This window comes from Sphingomonas sp. (assembly GCF_017304635.1).
Classification (GTDB): Bacteria; Pseudomonadota; Alphaproteobacteria; order Sphingomonadales; family Sphingomonadaceae; genus Sphingomonas.
Genome location: NZ_JAFKMA010000001.1, coordinates 175892 through 191550, shown reverse-complemented (window position 1 = coordinate 191550; position 15659 = coordinate 175892). Strand labels below are relative to the sequence as shown.

21 protein-coding genes and 1 tRNA gene are annotated in these 15659 nt (G+C 66.5%); 16 read left to right on the top strand and 6 right to left on the bottom strand.

Going from position 1 to position 15659, the window contains the following annotated elements; genetic code table 11:
- Positions 1-13: 13 nt before the first annotated feature.
- The 3 genes from J0I47_RS00965 to J0I47_RS00955 all read left to right on the top strand — a co-directional run bounded on the left by J0I47_RS00965 (position 14) and on the right by J0I47_RS00955 (position 1687).
- Positions 14-280 carry an accessory factor UbiK family protein gene (locus tag J0I47_RS00965; RefSeq protein WP_294044572.1) on the top strand — a complete coding sequence of 89 codons (267 nt, stop codon included), beginning with the start codon at positions 14-16 and terminating at the stop codon, positions 278-280.
- 88 nt (positions 281-368) lie between these two features.
- Complete coding sequence (locus J0I47_RS00960) at positions 369-875, top strand: YbjN domain-containing protein (protein WP_294044571.1); 507 nt, start codon at positions 369-371, stop codon at positions 873-875.
- Positions 872-1687 (top strand): pyrroline-5-carboxylate reductase dimerization domain-containing protein, encoded by an 816-nt coding sequence (locus J0I47_RS00955; protein ID WP_294044570.1) that lies wholly within the window; start codon positions 872-874, stop codon positions 1685-1687. The genes J0I47_RS00960 and J0I47_RS00955 overlap by 4 nt, the downstream gene beginning before the upstream one ends.
- A gap of 7 nt (positions 1688-1694) precedes the next feature.
- Here J0I47_RS00955 and J0I47_RS00950 read toward each other — a convergent pair whose 3' ends face one another.
- Entirely contained in the window at positions 1695-2195 is a 501-nt protein-coding gene (locus J0I47_RS00950) for a helix-turn-helix domain-containing protein (protein ID WP_294044569.1), read from the bottom strand.
- A 93-nt stretch (positions 2196-2288) separates the two neighbouring features.
- On the opposite strand from J0I47_RS00950, the gene J0I47_RS00945 reads away from it, so the two are divergent.
- Positions 2289-3380 (top strand): branched-chain amino acid aminotransferase, encoded by a 1092-nt coding sequence (locus J0I47_RS00945; RefSeq protein ID WP_294044568.1) that lies wholly within the window; start codon positions 2289-2291, stop codon positions 3378-3380.
- An 87-nt stretch (positions 3381-3467) separates the two neighbouring features.
- Positions 3468-3542: transfer RNA gene (locus J0I47_RS00940), tRNA-Gln, on the top strand.
- Between the two features lie 233 nt (positions 3543-3775).
- On the opposite strand, the gene infC is transcribed toward J0I47_RS00940, so the two are convergent.
- The 4 genes from infC to J0I47_RS00920 all read right to left on the bottom strand — a co-directional run bounded on the left by infC (position 3776) and on the right by J0I47_RS00920 (position 8002).
- The gene (gene infC / locus J0I47_RS00935) at positions 3776-4309 is read right to left on the bottom strand and encodes a translation initiation factor IF-3 (RefSeq protein ID WP_294044567.1); all 534 of its coding nucleotides are present in this window, start codon (positions 4307-4309) and stop codon (positions 3776-3778) included.
- Between the two features lie 86 nt (positions 4310-4395).
- A complete protein-coding gene (thrS, locus tag J0I47_RS00930) occupies positions 4396-6411 on the bottom strand; it encodes a threonine--tRNA ligase (RefSeq protein ID WP_294045827.1) in 2016 nt (671 codons plus the stop codon).
- A 235-nt stretch (positions 6412-6646) separates the two neighbouring features.
- A complete protein-coding gene (locus J0I47_RS00925; protein WP_294044566.1) occupies positions 6647-7087 on the bottom strand; it encodes a hypothetical protein in 441 nt (146 codons plus the stop codon).
- Between the two features lie 75 nt (positions 7088-7162).
- Positions 7163-8002 (bottom strand): LD-carboxypeptidase, encoded by an 840-nt coding sequence (locus J0I47_RS00920; RefSeq protein WP_294044565.1) that lies wholly within the window; start codon positions 8000-8002, stop codon positions 7163-7165.
- Positions 8003-8058: 56 nt separating this feature from the next.
- Here J0I47_RS00920 and J0I47_RS00915 point away from each other — a divergent pair, with 56 nt between their 5' ends.
- Positions 8059-9507, top strand: coding sequence for a Mur ligase family protein (locus tag J0I47_RS00915; protein WP_294044564.1), 1449 nt, complete (start codon positions 8059-8061; stop codon positions 9505-9507).
- Between the two features lie 146 nt (positions 9508-9653).
- Here the strand turns inward: J0I47_RS00915 and J0I47_RS00910 are convergent, their stop codons facing one another.
- Positions 9654-9845: a hypothetical protein gene (locus J0I47_RS00910; RefSeq protein WP_294044563.1), complete on the bottom strand. Its 192-nt coding sequence runs from the start codon at positions 9843-9845 to the stop codon at positions 9654-9656.
- Between the two features lie 146 nt (positions 9846-9991).
- On the opposite strand from J0I47_RS00910, the gene J0I47_RS00905 reads away from it, so the two are divergent.
- From J0I47_RS00905 to J0I47_RS00860, 10 genes are all read left to right on the top strand, one after another.
- The gene (locus J0I47_RS00905; protein WP_294044562.1) at positions 9992-10399 is read left to right on the top strand and encodes a hypothetical protein; all 408 of its coding nucleotides are present in this window, start codon (positions 9992-9994) and stop codon (positions 10397-10399) included.
- The gene (locus J0I47_RS00900) at positions 10399-10602 is read left to right on the top strand and encodes a helix-turn-helix transcriptional regulator (RefSeq protein ID WP_294044561.1); all 204 of its coding nucleotides are present in this window, start codon (positions 10399-10401) and stop codon (positions 10600-10602) included. Before J0I47_RS00905 ends, J0I47_RS00900 begins: the two co-directional genes overlap by 1 nt.
- A gap of 1 nt (position 10603) precedes the next feature.
- Positions 10604-11521 carry an alpha/beta hydrolase gene (locus J0I47_RS00895; RefSeq protein ID WP_294044560.1) on the top strand — a complete coding sequence of 306 codons (918 nt, stop codon included), beginning with the start codon at positions 10604-10606 and terminating at the stop codon, positions 11519-11521.
- 72 nt (positions 11522-11593) lie between these two features.
- On the top strand, positions 11594-12319 hold the full coding sequence (locus J0I47_RS00890) for an alpha/beta hydrolase (RefSeq protein WP_294044559.1): 726 nt from the start codon (positions 11594-11596) through the stop codon (positions 12317-12319).
- On the top strand, positions 12316-13086 hold the full coding sequence (locus J0I47_RS00885; RefSeq protein WP_294044558.1) for a tetratricopeptide repeat protein: 771 nt from the start codon (positions 12316-12318) through the stop codon (positions 13084-13086). Before J0I47_RS00890 ends, J0I47_RS00885 begins: the two co-directional genes overlap by 4 nt.
- A 98-nt stretch (positions 13087-13184) precedes the next feature.
- A complete protein-coding gene (locus tag J0I47_RS00880; protein WP_294044557.1) occupies positions 13185-13634 on the top strand; it encodes a VOC family protein in 450 nt (149 codons plus the stop codon).
- Positions 13634-14371, top strand: coding sequence for a hydroxyacylglutathione hydrolase (gene gloB, locus J0I47_RS00875; RefSeq protein ID WP_294044556.1), 738 nt, complete (start codon positions 13634-13636; stop codon positions 14369-14371). The genes J0I47_RS00880 and gloB overlap by 1 nt, the downstream gene beginning before the upstream one ends.
- 38 nt (positions 14372-14409) lie before the next feature.
- Positions 14410-14811 carry a hypothetical protein gene (locus J0I47_RS00870; protein WP_294044555.1) on the top strand — a complete coding sequence of 134 codons (402 nt, stop codon included), beginning with the start codon at positions 14410-14412 and terminating at the stop codon, positions 14809-14811.
- The gene (locus tag J0I47_RS00865; protein WP_294044554.1) at positions 14811-15200 is read left to right on the top strand and encodes a DUF6491 family protein; all 390 of its coding nucleotides are present in this window, start codon (positions 14811-14813) and stop codon (positions 15198-15200) included. The genes J0I47_RS00870 and J0I47_RS00865 overlap by 1 nt, the downstream gene beginning before the upstream one ends.
- Before the next feature lie 85 nt (positions 15201-15285).
- Positions 15286-15657 carry a DUF6232 family protein gene (locus J0I47_RS00860; RefSeq protein WP_294044553.1) on the top strand — a complete coding sequence of 124 codons (372 nt, stop codon included), beginning with the start codon at positions 15286-15288 and terminating at the stop codon, positions 15655-15657.
- Positions 15658-15659 lie beyond the last annotated feature (2 nt).

The window sequence follows — 15659 nt, the reverse complement described above, 5'->3', positions numbered from 1 at the left end:
CGAGGAATATCAGATGCAATCCGAAAACCGGCTGTTCGACGATGTCGTCAAGTTCATGAACGGCGCCGCTGGCACGCTGGCGGGAATGGGCCGCGAGGCCGAAGCGGCGACGCGCGCCCGCGCCCGCGAATGGATCGGCGGTCTCGACTTCGTCAGCCGCGACGAGTTCGAAGCGGTGAAGGCGATGGCCGCCGCCGCCCGCGACGAAGCCGATGCGCTGAAGGCACGGCTCGACGCGTTGGAGACCAAGGCCGCAAAGCCCAAGTCCACAAAGGACTAACCTGATTTCCACAGCTTTCTCCACGCATGTTGTTGCGCGATCCGGCCGCGGCGGGCAGATTCGCCCGCGATGAAGCGTGAGACCATCCATGCTCGATGAGGCCGATTACGGTCGCGAGGACGCCGCTCCGATCGACATGATCGAGAGCTATTACGCCGCGCATGGCTGGGAGCATCAGCGTCACGACGATGAAGTGGTGGCGACGGTCAAGGGCAGCTGGGCGCAGTACGAGCTCCGCGCGCTTTGGCGCGAGGAGGACAGCGTATTGCAGTTCCTCACGTTCCCCGACATCCGCGTTACCGACGACGATCGCCGCGCCGCGATCTACGAAGCGATCGGGCTAATCAACGAACAGATGTGGCTCGGCCATTTCGAACTGTGGTCGTCGTCGGGCATCGTGCTCTATCGCCACGCCGCGATGATCGGCGGCGAGGATGGCGGGACGCTGAGCCTGGAGGGTGCCGAGCTTATCATAGAATCGGCGATCGACGAGTGCGAGCGCTTCTACCCGGTGTTTCAGTTCGTCCTGTGGGGCGGCAAGACGCCGAAGGAAGCGCTGGCCGCGTCGCTGACGGAGACGCAGGGCGAGGCGTGAGCACGGGCGCTGTTCCCAAGCGGTTGTGGCTGGTTGGCTGCGGCAACATGGCCGGCGCGATGCTGGCGCGCTGGATCGAGAGCGGGACGGTCGCCGCGGAGGCAGTCGATGTCGTTAATCGCCATGATCGCGCGCTACCGGTCGGGGTGCGACAGGCGCGGACGTTGCCGGCGGGGCCGCCGCCCGATCTGGTGATGCTGGGGATGAAGCCGCAGCAACTGGACGAGGTTGCGGCGACGCACGGCGCACGGATCGCCGATGCGCCGATTCTGGTGTCGATCCTGTCGGGTGCCGACGAAGCGGCGCTGGCGGCGCGCTTTCCCGGTCCCGCGATCGTGCGCGCGATGCCCAACCTGCCGGTCGCGCTGGGCAAGGGAGTAGTGGCACTCAACGCGCACGCCGCATCACCGGCCGCACGCGATACGGTTGCTGCGCTCATGGCACCACTCGGATTGGTCGAGTGGATCGACGACGACGCGCTGTACGGCGCGGCGGGCATGCTCGAAGGATGCGGTCCGGCCTTCCTGTTTCGCTTCATCGATGCGCTGGCGAAGGCCGGCGAGGCGCTGGGCATCCCCGCCGACCAAGCGGCGCGGCTGGCGCTGGCGACCGTGGAGGGTTCGGCCGCGATGGCGGCGATCGCCGACGCGCCGCCCGCGACGCTGGCCGATCGCGTCGCCAGTCCGGGCGGCTCAACGCGTCAGGGTCTCAACGTGCTCGACCGTGACGATGCATTGGTTCGCTTGCTGACCGAGACGCTGGCCGCGTCCGAACGCCGTGGCCGCGAAATGGCCGAGGAAGCGCGGCGTTAGACGAGGATTAGGGCCGCTGTCCCGGTGGCACCGACGTTTCGCGCCACGAATTGACGCGGGCGCGTTCGCTTTCGGGGATCAGCCCTTCGAGCACCGACCAGAACCCGCTGACTGCCTGTTGCCCAGCCTGCGTGTAGGCGGTCGCCATGATGTCGCGACTGGCGTGGAACAGCTCCATGTCGAGCGCGTGGCCCTTGTCGGTCAGCCGCAGCAGGCGTTGCCGCCGGTCGCGGTCGCCGATGCGCGTCTCGACCAGCCCGCGTTCGTCGAGATCGGTCAGCACGCGGCCGAGCGATTGCTTGGTCACCCCCAGGATCGCCAGCAATTCGCTGACCGAAATGCCCGGATGGCGGCCGACGAAATAGAGCGCGCGATGGTGCGCGCGACCGATGCTGTTCGCGCCCAGCCGCTCGTCCACGGCGCGCGTCACGCGGCTATAGGCGAAGAACAGCAATTCGCTGCCGCGGCGGATTTCGGATTCGCGCAGGAACTGGGCCGAGGCCGGCATGCTTGTGGCAGTCATATTGCCACGTCTGCCATCGGGATCGCGACATCGCAAGGCTTGGACGTGACGCATTCGACGCGCTAAGGGCGCATCGCCATGACCTATACGACCGCCTTCGCGCTCAATCCCACCGCTTCGCCCACTCCCGACGATGTCCGTGTCGGGCGGATGGTTGATCCCGGCTTCGGCCGCGTATTCACCGATCATATGGCGATCGCGCAATATAGCAGCGCGAAGGGCTGGCATGACATGGCAATCGCGCCGCGCCAGCCGCTGACGATCGACCCCGCTTCCGCCGTGCTGCATTACGCGCAGGAGATTTTCGAGGGGCTGAAGGCATACCGTCTCGCCGATGGCGGGATCGGCCTGTTCCGCGCCGACGCCAATGCTCGCCGGTTCCAGGCAAGCGCGCGGCGGTTGGCGATGCCCGAACTGCCCGAGGAACTGTTCGTCGATTCGTGTCGCGCGCTGGTTCGGCAGGAAGCCGACTGGATTCCCGGCGCCGACAGCGGCGGCGCGCTCTACCTCCGCCCGTTCATGATCGCGAGCGAAGTGTTCCTGGGCGTCAAGCCCTCGGCGGAATACGTCTACATGGTGCTCGCCTCGTCGGTCGGCGCCTATTTCAAGGGCGGCCCGTCGGCGGTGACGATCTGGGCGTCGGAGAATTACACGCGCGCCGCGCCGGGCGGGACGGGCGCCGCGAAGTGCGGCGGCAATTACGCTGCCAGCCTCGCCGCCCAGGCGGAGGCGATCGCGCAAGGGTGCGAGCAGGTCGTCTTCCTCGACGCGGTCGAGCGCCGCTGGATCGAGGAACTGGGCGGCATGAACGTGTTCTTCGTGTTCGACGATGGGTCGATCGCGACGCCGCCGTTGTCGGACACGATCCTGGCCGGGATCACACGCGATTCGCTCATCAGTCTCGCGCGCGACCGCGGCATCACGGTGCGAGAGGAGCGCTATTCGCTCGACGACTGGCGCGCGGACGCCGCGAGCGGCCGGCTGATCGAGGCATTCGCGTGCGGTACGGCGGCGGTCGTCACGCCGATCGGCGGGGTCAAGGCGACGTCGGGCGACTTCACGATCGGCTCGGGCGGTCCGGGCCAGCTGAGCATGAGCCTTCGCGAAGCGCTGGTGGCGATCCAGACCGGCCGCGCACCCGACGCGCATCATTGGCTCGAACGGCTATAAGGGACTTTGCAGACGCGCGCGCGCCGCTATAAGCGCGCGCTCTGCCATGGCACCGATGCGAGCAAGGCTCGCGCGGCGCGGACGTGTTGGGGCGTCGCCAAGCGGTAAGGCAGCGGCTTTTGGTGCCGCCATTCCCAGGTTCGAATCCTGGCGCCCCAGCCAACCGTGATGATTTTATGCGGCGGAACATCGCCAGCGGCCAGCATCATCCGCCGAGTTGCAGATCAGCGAGTTCGGCATCGCCCGCTGTTCGAAAGTCGCCGATCAGACGGAATGCGATCGAGAAGGTCCGATGCCTGCGAAAATCGCGTGACAGGCATCGCCGCCGATCCTCGAGAACGATGGGCTCGTAAGCAGCGACGCAGCGAGGCATTCTCACCTCGCTGCGCACGACATCACTTCGGCGCCAGCACCATCAGCATCTGGCGACCTTCCATGCGGGGATAGGCCTCGACCTTCGCCACTTCGTTGACCTGTTCCGCCACGCGCTGGAGCACCGCCATGCCGAGCTGGCCGTGGCTGAGCTCGCGACCGCGGAAGCGCATCGTGACCTTCACCTTGTCACCTTCGCCGATGAATTCGACGACCTTCTTCATCTTGGTGTCGTAGTCGTGGTCGTCGATGTTCGGACGCATCTTGATCTCCTTGATCTCCTGCGTCTTCTGCGACTTGCGGGCGAGGTTCGCCTTCTTCTGCGCCTCGTACTTGAACTTGCCGACGTCGAGGAACTTGGCCACCGGCGGATCGGCGTTGGGCGACACCTCGACAAGGTCGAGCCCGACCTCGGCGGCCTGCTCGATTGCCTCGCGCGTGTACATCACGCCGAGATTCTCGCCCTCATGGTCGATCACGCGGACCTTGGGCGATTGGATGAATTCGTTGAATCGGGGGCCGTTCATCGGCGGCGCCTGCATCGGCCGGCGCATCATGGGCGGTGGGATAGGTAGAGCTCCTGTAGGTTGTCGTTTCACCAATATAGTGAATTTCGCGCCCGAACGAAAGCGGGCCGCGGCAATTAAGCCGCGGTCGCCGCCGATGCGGTCGCCAGATCGGGCGCGCGCGCCTCGCCGGTCAGCTTCGCGATCGCCTCGGCCAGCGTCATCACCTGCTGCCGGTCGCTGCCGAGCTGGCGCAGTGCGACGGTCCCTTCGTCGGCCTCGCGCTTGCCGACAACGAGCAGATTGGGGACTTTAGCCAGGCTGTGCTCGCGCACCTTGTAGTTGATCTTCTCGTTGCGGAGATCGGTGTCGACGCGGAGCCCTGCCTGCCTCAATTCGGCGGCGACGTGACCGGCATACTCGTCGGCGTCCGACACGATCGTCGCGACGACAGCCTGTACCGGCGCCAACCAAGCGGGCAGCTTGCCGGCGAAATGCTCGATCAGGATACCGATGAAGCGTTCGTAGCTCCCGAAGATCGCGCGGTGGAGCATCACCGGGCGATGGCGCTCGCCATCCTCGCCGACATAGCTCGCGTCGAGCCGTTCGGGCAGCACGCGATCGGACTGGATCGTGCCGACCTGCCACGTCCGTCCGATCGCATCGGTCAAATGCCATTCGAGCTTGGGCGCATAGAACGCCCCCTCGCCCGGCAGTTCCTCCCAGCCATATTGCTCGGTCGCGAGGCCCGCGCGCATCACGGCGTCGCGGAGCTCGGACTCGGCCTTGTCCCACATCTCGTCGCTGCCGAAGCGCTTGTCGGGACGCAGCGCCAGCTTGATCGAATAGGTGAAGCCGAAATCCTTGTAGATGCGATCGGCCAGGCGGCAGAAATCCTGAACCTCATCGACGATCTGATCCTCGCGGCAGAAGATGTGCGCGTCGTCCTGCGTGAACTGGCGCACGCGCATTAGGCCGTGGAGCGCACCGTGCGGCTCGTTGCGATGGCAACAGCCGTTTTCATACAGCCGCAGAGGAAGATCGCGGTAGCTCTTGATTCCCTGGCGGAAAATCAGGACGTGCGCCGGGCAGTTCATCGGCTTGAGCGCCATCCAGTCGGCATCGTTCGAGACGATCGGGCCCTCGTCCTCGACGTTGGGCACTTCGTCGGGAATGACGAACATGTTCTCGCGATACTTGCCCCAGTGGCCGGACTGCTCCCACTGGCGCGCGTCCATCACCTGCGGCGTCTTGACCTCGCGATAGCCGGCGGCGTCGATCGCACGGCGCATATACGCCTCCAGCTCGCGCCAGATCATGTAGCCCTTGGGATGCCAGAACACCGAACCGTGCGCTTCGGCCTGGAGGTGGAACAGATCCATCTCCTGCCCCAGCTTGCGATGGTCGCGCTTGGCCGCCTCTTCCAGTCGAAACAGGTGCTGGTCGAGCTGCTTCTTGTTGAGCCAGCCGGTGCCGTAAATACGGCTGAGCATCGCGTTGTTCTGATCGCCGCGCCAATAGGCACCGGAAACACGCGTGAGCTTAAAGGCTTGCGGGTCGAGCTTGCCGGTGGATGCGAGGTGTGGACCGCGGCACATGTCGAGCCAGGCGTCGTCGCCGCGGCCGGCGCGGTACACCGTCAGTTCCTCGCCGTCCGGCAGCTCGGCGGCCCATTCGGCCTTGAAGCTCTCGCCCTGCTTGCGCCACCGCGCGATCAGGTCGGCGCGGCTCCACACTTCGCGGATCAGCGGCTCGTCCTTCGCGATGACCTTGCGCATTTCCGCTTCGATCGCGGGCAGGTCCTCTTCCGTGAACGGGCGATCCTTCGGCGCGAAATCGTAATAGAAGCCATCGTCGGTCGCCGGGCCGAACGTGATCTGCGTGCCCGGGAACAGGTTCTGCACCGCCTCCGCCAGCACGTGCGCGAAGTCGTGGCGCGCGAGTTCCAGCGCATCCTTCTCGTCGCGGCTGGTGACGAGCGCGAGGTTGGCGTCCGCCTCCAGCGGGCGCGTGATGTCGCGCAACTCGCCGTCGACTCGCGCCGCGATCGCCGCCTTGGCAAGGCCCGGGCCGATCGCCGCAGCGATGTCCGCCGGCGTGGTGCCGGACGCGACCTCGCGCACGGAGCCGTCGGGAAGCGTGATCGAGAGCATGTTCATGGCCGTTCCTGTCGTTTGCCCGCGCCTATGCACAAGCCGGCGTCCGGAAGAAAGACTGGAACGGGGGAGCGGACGCCAACCTCACCCGTTCCCGGGCGAGGTCGCCGGCGACGCTGGCTAGCGCGTGCCGACAGCCCCCCGGAAACCCGGGAGGGTGGTAGTAGTGGTCGAGGCGAACGCAGCGTTCATGGCAAGCGATATAGCGTGTAGGCGTCCGAAGCGCCAGCCGTCAGGCGGCGACGCCGACCGTGCCGATGCGGCGGAGGAATGCGGCGCCGGTCTTGGGGTCCATCAACTCGCGGATCGCGGCGATGTGCTGGCGGACCCGCGTATTGAACCATCCGATGCTGATCGCGGTTGCTTCCCAATCGAGCGGGCCGGTCTTCGCCAGGAAATCGCGCGTCTTGAAGCGCAGATCCTCGGTCAGGGCGATGCATTCGACCTTGATCTCGGTGACGCGGGCGCGGGTCGCGGGGTCGGCGCGGTCGAGCAGCGGCACGAACACCTCGCGGTGCACGAACAGTTGATACGAGGCCATGACCAGACCTGCCTGGCCGATCTTGCGCCGCACAAGGTCCTCGCGCGCCGGGTCGCGAGTCGCGATCAGCGCCTCGCCCTCGATCATCATCGCCTCGAGGCGTTCGTGATAGTCTTCCAGCGTTTGCGACATCGCGGCACCTCGTTCCAACCGCGCCTAACGGTAATTGGTTAGGAATCCGTTGGCCGTCGGAGGACGCCGGCGCGATCAGTCCTTCGCGATGACCTGACCGAACGGCACGACGTGGTTGGCGGCGTCGTGCCCGATCTTCGCGCGACCTTCGTAGGGCACGCCCATCAGCTTCGACCAGTCCCAGCCGATCTGGTCGGGCGTATGGCCGAAATCGGCCTGGCCGTCCTGCTTGGGCAAACTGACGCTGCCGATCCGGAGCGACGCGATCCGCGCCAATTGCGTCGCATTGGCGACATGGAACATCATCCGATCGACGCGATAGAGATGCTCGTCCACCTCCTCGACCAGCAAGTCGTGATCGGCGAGATCGGGTAGCCACTTGGTGCCGATCAACGAATCGAGGATCGACAGGTTGAATGCCGCTGCCGGCCGCCCCGACCCGACGATGCCGGGTTCGAGCGCGCTCTTGTCGCCTTTCGTCAGCCAGGCGAGGCTCCGCGCCGCGCACTCGCGCCCGCCGACCTTGCGATTGATGTCGATCGGCATCGGACCGTGGATCGGATGACCGATCTTCTTCGCGTACAGCGCGCCGAGCAGGAAACCCATGTCGGAATAGCCGACATAGCTCTTGTGCCGCGCCGCTTCCTCGAGATGCGGGAAGATCAACGGGAACAGCCGGTTCGACCCGTAGCCGCCGCGCGCGAACCAGATCGCCTGATAGCTCGGGTCGTTGGCATATTTAAGGAAGGTATCCGCGCGCAACTCATCCGGACCCGCCCAAGTATGGCCGCCACCGCTTGCCCAGCATTGCGGGTCGATCACCAGTTCGACGCCGTATTCGGCGGCGAGTGCAGGCACCGCGTCGAGCGCATGTTCGTCGACTCGATTGGCCGGCGCCATCACCGCGATCTTCATCTGCCCTACCGCCCCGTCCTTGCCGTCCGTTCCGAAAGCGGGGATAGCGCCGGGCGATGGATAACGCCAAGCCCCCCGTCGACGCATCGGCTGCCCCCGCTTTCTTCGTCGGGATCGGCGGGTCGGGAATGATGCCGCTGGCGATGATCCTGGCGGCGCGCGGCAACGCGGTCGCGGGGTCGGACCGCAGCCTCGACGCCGGCCGGTTGCCGGCGAAGTTCGACTATCTGCGCGCGCTCGGCGTCGCGCTCCATCCGCAGGACGGGAGCGGGATCGTGTCGCCCGATCAGATCGTCGTCGCCAGCGCCGCGATCGAGCCGAGCGTGCCGGACATCATCGCTGCCGACCGGCTCGGCTGCCGCCGCCGCACCCGCGCGGAAACGCTCGCCGATCTGTTCAACGACAGCGCGCTGCCGATCGGGGTCGCCGGCACCAGCGGCAAGTCGACGGTGACCGGCATGATCGGCTGGATCCTGCACGCGACCGGCCGCGATCCGAGCGTGATGAACGGCGCGGTGATGAAGAACTTCGCCGCCCCCGATGCCCCCTTCGCCAGCGCGCTGGTCGGTGCGGGCGACGCTTTCGTCAGCGAGGTCGACGAAAGCGACGGGTCGATCGCATTGTTCCGCCCCCGCATCGCCGTGCTCAACAATGTCAGCCTCGATCACAAGGGGCTGGACGAGCTCAACCAACTGTTCGGCGACTTCATCGCCAAGGCGGCAACGGCGGTCGTCAATCTCGACAATCCGGACGCCGCGCGGCTGGCAGCAGCGTTGCCGAACGAACGGGTGGTGGGATTTGCGCTGGAGAAGCCAGCCGATCCTTCCGGGCAAATCGTCGCCAGCCTTTCCGCCCACAATATCTCCGAACGAGAATTCGGCGTCTCGTTTGACCTCGCCGAACTCGGCGGAGCGACGATCGAGGTCACCCTTCAAGTCCCCGGCCGCCACAACGTCGCCAACGCCCTCGCCGCACTCGGCGCCGCCCACGCCGCCGGCGTATCGCTGATCGAGGCCGCGACGGCGATCGGCGGGTTCACCGGGCTGCGCCGCCGCTTCGATCTGGTCGGGCAAGCGAACGGCGTGACGGTGATCGACGATTTCGGGCACAACCCCGACAAGATCGCCGCGACGCTGGCGACGCTGCACGCGCATCCCGGGCGGCTGATCGTTCTGTTCCAGCCGCACGGTTTCGGGCCGTTGAAAGTAATGCGCCGCGAACTCGTCGCTGCCTTCGCCGATGGGCTCGCCGACGACGACGTGCTGATTCTGTCCGACCCTGCCTATTATGGCGGCACCGTCACGCGCGAGGTGACCAGCGCGGACATCGTCGCGGACGTCGTGGCGGCGGACCGCGACGCGCGCCACATCGCCGATCGCAGCGAAGCCGCCGCCGCCGCCGCACGGCTCGCCCGACCCGGAGACCGCATCGTGGTAATGGGCGCGCGCGACGATACGCTGAGCCAGGTCGCCACCGACATCCTGAGCACTATCGCCGGCGCATAGAAAAGGGGCGAGCTGGCGGCCCGCCCCTTTCGTGTCCCGTCACGAACCGCCGCGGCGAAGCCGCGTCGTCAGCCGGTGCTCGCGCACCGCTGGCCGGGCTCGCGGCCGGGCGGGAAACAGCTCGCGCTATTTCCCTGCCGTAAGTCTCACTTCATCGGCTTGGCGCCGGGCGTCCCGCACTTGGCGAACTTTCCCTTGGCGTCCTTGCAGCGGACCGGCGCGGCCGCCTTCTTCTCCGGACATTTCATGAACTTGCCCTTGGCGTCCTTGCACGGCGCGGCGAAGGCCGGCGTGGCGGACAGCGAGGCGACGGCGAGAGCGAGAACCAGAGTGCGCATCATCCAACTCCTTTAGCCTGAACGGGCGAACGCGAAGATGCGTCGGACCGCCATCACACGCAAGCGACAAAAGCTGTAAAGCACACTTGACGACAAGCTCGCTTTACATGTAAAGTTTCCTTCACTGATTCGGAAGGACGCTTTACATGAACATGAAACTTACACCCGCCGGACGACGCTACACCAAGCGCATCCTCCTACTGAGCGTGGTCTATGCGATCACGCTGCTGGTGGCGGTCTACGCCTTCAAACATCAGCTCGTGGCCGGCGCGTCCGCCTGGGCGGTCGCGGTTCTCCCCGGTCTGTCGATCAGCGGGTTCTTCGTCGTGATCGGCCGCTATCTGGTCGAGGAGAAGGATGAGTATCTGCGGATGCTGATGATCCGCCAGACGCTCTGGGCGAGCGGTTTCTCGCTCAGTATCGCGACGATCTGGGGCTTCCTCGAAAGCTTCGACCTGGTCGGTCACGTGCCCGTCTATTGGGTGTCGGTACTGTGGTTCGGCGGGCTTGGGCTCGGCGCCTGCGCCAACAAGCTGACGGCGGGAAAGTTCTGATGGAGAACCGCCTCCGCGTCCTGCGGGCCGAGCGCGACTGGAGCCAGGGCGACCTGGCCGACCGGCTCGAGGTCTCGCGCCAGAGCGTCAATGCAATCGAGACCGGTCGCTACGATCCCTCACTCCCCCTCGCCTTCAAGATCGCCGAACTGTTCGGCCTCGCGATCGAGGACATTTTCACCAGCCCTGCCAAGGAGAATTGACATGACGCCCCAGATTAAAGCCCGCTGGATCGCCGCATTCGCCCTGCCGCTGCTGGCGCTGAACGTCGCGCATGGTCACGCGGCGCCCGCCCCCGCTTCAACCGTTGCGGCGCCGGCAGAGGTGCGGATGGACCACATTTCCGTCGTGACGATGGGCAAGGGGTCGCCCGTGATCCTGATCCCCGGCCTGTCGTCGCCGCGCGCCGTGTGGGACGGCGTCGCGCCGATGCTGGCGAAGACGCACATGGTGGTGCTGGTCCAAGTCAACGGTTTTGCCGGTGACGATGCCGGTAAGAACCTCGGCGCGGGTATGCTCGGTGGCGTGGTCGCCGACCTCGACGCCTATATCGCGAAGCACAGGTTACAGGGCGCGGCGGTGGTCGGGCATTCGATGGGCGGGCTGCTCGGGCTGATGCTGGCGAAGGCGCATCCGGCGGATGTCGGCAAGCTGATGATCGTCGATTCGCTACCGTGGTTCGGCATGCTGTTCGGCCCGACCGCGACCGTCACCGCCGTCGAGCCGCGGGCGAAGGCGATGCGCGACGCGATGGCCGCGACCTATGGCAAGCCCAATGCCGCGAACGCGCAAGGCACGGCCAAAGCGCTGGCGCTCAAGGCCGACAGCCAGGCCAAGGTGGTCGATTGGGTGATGAAGGCTGACCCCCGCGTCTCCGCCGAGGCACTGTACAAGGACATGACGACCGACCTGCGCGGCGACTTGGCCAGCATCGCGACGCCGATTACGTTAGTCTATCCGAGCTCGGCCGGTCTGCCCGCCGCGATGGCCGATCCATTCTACAAGGGTGCATACGCCGCGGCGCCGCACATGACCTTCGTCCGCGTCGACGACAGCGCACATTTCGTGATGCTCGACCAGCCCGAAGCGTTCGCGAAGGCGTTGGCGGATTTCGTCGGCTGACACCCAACCAACTCGTCATTCCTGCGAAAGCCTCAGCTTTCGCGGGGGTGGCGGAGTTGGTAGCAGGCGCGTATGGCAGAAACCGACACCCCCCGCCCCGCGCTCGCCTATCACCTGACCACCGGCAAGGGGCCACCGGTTCTGTTCCTCCCCGGCTACGCGTCGGACATGGAGGGGTCGAAGGCGCTGGCGCTCGAAGCGTGGGCTGAGCGAACCGGACGCACCTTCGTCCGGTTCGATTATGCCGGCTGCGGCGCCAGCGGGGGCGCGTTCGAGGAGCAGACGTTGACCGGATGGCGCGATGATGCGCTGGCGATGCTCGACCTGTTCGGCGAACCGGCGATCCTGGTGGGGTCGTCGATGGGCGGCTGGATCGCGCTGATGATCGCGCGCGACCGACCGGAACTGGTCGCCGGGCTGGTCGGCATCGCGCCGGCGCCGGACTTCACCGACTGGGGCTTCTCGATGGACGAGAAGATGGAGCTGTTGCAGCAGGGACGGATCGAGCGCCCGTCTGCGTATTCGGACCAGCCGACCGTCTTCATCAGCCGGTTCTGGCAATCGGGCGAGGCGTCGCGGCTGACTGCCGGGTCGATCGCGATCCATTGCCCGGTGCGGCTGATCCAGGGCCAGCGCGACGACGACGTGCCGTGGAGCCGCACGCTCCATCTCGCCCAGATCCTGCGTTCAGCCGAGGTGCAGCTGACGTTGGTCAAGGACGGCGACCATCGCCTGTCGCGCGACGGCGACATCGCGCTGATGATCGCCGCCATCGAGGGATTGCCCCGCTCGTCATGATCCTGCTCCACTTCGCCCTCCAGGCCACCGCGCCGGTCGCCGACGACCCGCGCTACCGCTCCTGCATCGAGCTCGCGGTCAACGATCCGAAGGCCGCGATCGACGCCGCCGAACGCTTTCGCTTCGCCGGCGGCGGGGCAAGAGCGCGACAATGCCTGGGGCTCGCCTATGCCCAGCAATCGCGCTGGGTCGAGGCGGCTAACGCCTTCACCCAGGCCGCGCAGGATGCCGATGGCGCCAAGGACCTGCTCGCCGCGCGCTATTGGTCGCAGGCGGGCAATGCCTGGCTCGCGGCGGGCGAAGCGAACAAAGCCTATGACGCGTTGTCCACCGCGCTGACCGCGGGGACGCTGGAGGGGCAGGACAAGGGCGAGGCATTGCTCGACCGCGCCCGCGCGCTGGTCGCGGCGGGGCGGTTGTCGGCGGCGCGGACCGATCTCGACGTGGCGCTGGAGGCAGTGCCGGCCGACCCGCTCGCGTGGCTGCTGTCGGCGACGCTGGCGCGGCGGACCAACGACATGCCCCGCGCGCAGACCGACATCGCCCAGGCGCTCAAGCTGTCGGCGGACGACGCCTCGGTGCAACTCGAAGCCGGCAATATCGCGGCGCGCGGCGGCGATGTCGATGCGGCGAAGGCGGCGTGGCAACAGACCGTCCGGATCGCGCCGACCTCTCCCGCCGGGCAGAACGCACGAGCGGCGTTGGCGCAGTTCGATGATGCGCCCGCGCCCGTTCCGGCAGCAACAGTCAAGCCCGCCACTAAATAATCCCTGCCCGTCGTCTCCCGCTCCGGGCGACGACGGGTAGCGCCATGCGCCGCGCCGACCTATCTCGCGCTTTCCGCCCAGCGAAGAGGAACGCGCGCATGAATTACCTCCACACCATGATCCGCGTCAGCGATCCCGATAAGACGGTGAAGTTCTTCGAACTGCTCGGTCTGAAGGAAGTCCGACGCTTCGACAACGAGGCGGGGCGCTTCACGCTGATCTTCCTCGCGACGCCGGACGACAATGCCGAACTCGGCGACAAACGCCGCGCGGAGGTCGAGCTGACCTACAATTGGCCGGCCGCCGACGGCAGCGCCGAAACCTACAGCGGCGGACGCAATTTCGGGCACCTCGCCTATCGCGTCGACGACATCTATGCGACGTGCCAGCGCCTGATGGATGCTGGCGTCACGATCAACCGCCCGCCGCGCGACGGCCACATGGCGTTCGTCCGCACGCCGGACAACATCTCGGTCGAGCTGCTGCAGAACGGCGTGCTCGAACCCGCCGAACCCTGGGCGTCGATGCCCAATACGGGCGAATGGTGATGGCCGGCACCCTGGAGGTCGTACGCATCCCGGCGTTCAGCAACAATTACATCTGGCTGGTCCATGACGCGGCGAGTGGCGAGACGATGGTAGTCGATCCAGGCGACGCCGCGCCGGTGCTGGCCGAAGCGGAACGGCGGGGCTGGCGGATCGGCGCGATCTGGAACACGCACTGGCATCCCGACCACACCGGCGGGAATCAGGCGATCAAGGATGCCCACGGAGCCAAGGTGGTCGCCCCGGCCGCCGAAGCCGCGAAGATCCCGACCGCGGACACGCTGGTCGCGGAGGGCGATGTGCTAATGCTGGGCGATCACGCGGCAAGGGTGATCGAAACCCCCGCGCACACCGCCGGCCATGTCAGCTTCCACTTCGCCGACGACGGCATCGTCTTCACCGGCGACACGATGTTCGCGATGGGCTGCGGCCGGTTGTTCGAAGGGACACCGGCGCAGATGCACGATGCCTTGCAGCGCCTCGGCCAGCTCCCACCCGAGACCATCGTCTATTGCGCACACGAATACACGCTGTCGAACGCGCGCTATGCTCACGTGGTCGAGCCTGACAACGCCGCCATTGCCGAGCGATTGGCGCAGGTCGAGCGCCTGCGCGAGCGCGGCGAGCCGACCGTCCCGACGACCATCGGCGAGGAACTGGCGACCAATCCGTTCCTGCGTGCAACATCGGTCGAACAATTGGCGGAACGCCGCGCCGCCAAGGATGCTTTTTCGGGCTAGAAGCGTTATAGCGTTGCCGGGGCACGATGGAGATGACGATGCGTACTCTCTTGCTCTTGTCTGTCGTGGCGCTCGGCGGTTGCGCGATGACGCCGCAGGAACGGGCCGCCGCCGCCGACCGCGCCGCCAGGGACCAGAGCGAATTGCAACGGTCGCTCGCCGGGCTGACCCCCGGCGAAACGACCGACTGCCTGCCCTCGCGTCAGCAATCGTCGTTGAAGGCGTATGGCGACAAGCTGGTCTACCGCGTCAGTCCGCGCCTCGCCTACGTCAGCAACACGGCCGGCGGCTGCGAGAACGTGGCCCGGGGCGACATCCTGGTGACGCGATCGAACCAGGATCGCGTCTGTCGCGGCGATATCGCGACGACGGTCGACCAGACCTCGCGCATTCCTACCGGCAGTTGCGCGATCGGATCCTTCACGGTGTGGCGCAAGTGATGCGTGCCCCGCTTGCGGTAATCCTGCTCGCGGCGCTGGCCGGCAGCGCGGCACCGGCCGCATCGCGCCAGGATCCGCTCGACCGCGAACTCGGCGGACGGATCGCCGGCACACCGGTCGATTGCGTCGACAATTCGCGGCTGATGGGACCGCAAGTGATCGACGACCGCACAATCCTCTATCGCGAGAGCGGATTGCGGACGTGGCGCAACGATTTGCCCGAAAGCTGCCCCGGCCTGCGCCCCAACACCGTGCTGATCGTCAACGTCTACGGCTCGCAACTGTGCCGCAACGATCGCGTCCGCACGATCGATCCGGGATCGATCATCCCCGGCCCGACCTGCCGGCTCGGCAAGTTCACCCCCTACGACAAGCCGCGGAAGAAGTAGCACCAAAGCGGATGCGTCCTCTGCCCGGGCGCGTTGACAGTCGCCTCCTTCCCCCAAAAGCTAGGCGCCAGAGGGGGAGGTGCCGATGGCCGAGGACATATTCTACGAAACGCCCGACGTGAAAGTGACCAACGCGCGCTTCATCGTCGCCAACCAGACCTATGCGATGAACGGCGTGACCTCGGTCAAGAACATCACCATCCCGCCCAACCGCACCGGCGCGATCATCGCGATCGTGGTCGGACTGCTCCTGCTGGTCAGCGGCAGTGCCGGGGTGAAGGTGCTCGGGATCGCGATCATCGCGCTCGGCATCTTCCTGATCGTCAATGCCAAGGCGGAACATGTCGTCGTACTGCACAGCGCGTCCGGTGAGACGCAGGCGCTGCGCAGTACCGACGAACAGCACATCCGCGACGTGATCGGCGCGCTGAACGATTCACTCGTCCATCGCGGCTGACC

What these genes read in the sequence shown, in the direction of transcription:
- J0I47_RS00895 (WP_294044560.1), top strand. Translation starts at nt 10,604, where the DNA reads ATGACGCCCCAGATTAAAGCCCGCTGGATCGCCGCATTCGCCCTGCCG.
- thrS (WP_294045827.1), bottom strand. Translation starts at nt 6,411, where the DNA reads ATGCTCTCGATCACGCTTCCCGACGGCTCCGTGCGCGAGGTCGCGTCC.
- J0I47_RS00880 (WP_294044557.1), top strand. Translation starts at nt 13,185, where the DNA reads ATGAATTACCTCCACACCATGATCCGCGTCAGCGATCCCGATAAGACG.
- J0I47_RS00945 (WP_294044568.1), top strand. Translation starts at nt 2,289, where the DNA reads ATGACCTATACGACCGCCTTCGCGCTCAATCCCACCGCTTCGCCCACT.
- J0I47_RS00950 (WP_294044569.1), bottom strand. Translation starts at nt 2,195, where the DNA reads ATGCCGGCCTCGGCCCAGTTCCTGCGCGAATCCGAAATCCGCCGCGGC.
- J0I47_RS00905 (WP_294044562.1), top strand. Translation starts at nt 9,992, where the DNA reads ATGAACATGAAACTTACACCCGCCGGACGACGCTACACCAAGCGCATC.
- J0I47_RS00860 (WP_294044553.1), top strand. Translation starts at nt 15,286, where the DNA reads ATGGCCGAGGACATATTCTACGAAACGCCCGACGTGAAAGTGACCAAC.
- gloB (WP_294044556.1), top strand. Translation starts at nt 13,634, where the DNA reads ATGGCCGGCACCCTGGAGGTCGTACGCATCCCGGCGTTCAGCAACAAT.
- J0I47_RS00925 (WP_294044566.1), bottom strand. Translation starts at nt 7,087, where the DNA reads ATGTCGCAAACGCTGGAAGACTATCACGAACGCCTCGAGGCGATGATG.
- J0I47_RS00960 (WP_294044571.1), top strand. Translation starts at nt 369, where the DNA reads ATGCTCGATGAGGCCGATTACGGTCGCGAGGACGCCGCTCCGATCGAC.
- J0I47_RS00915 (WP_294044564.1), top strand. Translation starts at nt 8,059, where the DNA reads ATGGATAACGCCAAGCCCCCCGTCGACGCATCGGCTGCCCCCGCTTTC.
- J0I47_RS00900 (WP_294044561.1), top strand. Translation starts at nt 10,399, where the DNA reads ATGGAGAACCGCCTCCGCGTCCTGCGGGCCGAGCGCGACTGGAGCCAG.
- J0I47_RS00965 (WP_294044572.1), top strand. Translation starts at nt 14, where the DNA reads ATGCAATCCGAAAACCGGCTGTTCGACGATGTCGTCAAGTTCATGAAC.
- J0I47_RS00870 (WP_294044555.1), top strand. Translation starts at nt 14,410, where the DNA reads ATGCGTACTCTCTTGCTCTTGTCTGTCGTGGCGCTCGGCGGTTGCGCG.
- J0I47_RS00890 (WP_294044559.1), top strand. Translation starts at nt 11,594, where the DNA reads ATGGCAGAAACCGACACCCCCCGCCCCGCGCTCGCCTATCACCTGACC.
- infC (WP_294044567.1), bottom strand. Translation starts at nt 4,309, where the DNA reads ATGATGCGCCGGCCGATGCAGGCGCCGCCGATGAACGGCCCCCGATTC.
- J0I47_RS00885 (WP_294044558.1), top strand. Translation starts at nt 12,316, where the DNA reads ATGATCCTGCTCCACTTCGCCCTCCAGGCCACCGCGCCGGTCGCCGAC.
- J0I47_RS00865 (WP_294044554.1), top strand. Translation starts at nt 14,811, where the DNA reads ATGCGTGCCCCGCTTGCGGTAATCCTGCTCGCGGCGCTGGCCGGCAGC.
- J0I47_RS00910 (WP_294044563.1), bottom strand. Translation starts at nt 9,845, where the DNA reads ATGCGCACTCTGGTTCTCGCTCTCGCCGTCGCCTCGCTGTCCGCCACG.
- J0I47_RS00920 (WP_294044565.1), bottom strand. Translation starts at nt 8,002, where the DNA reads ATGAAGATCGCGGTGATGGCGCCGGCCAATCGAGTCGACGAACATGCG.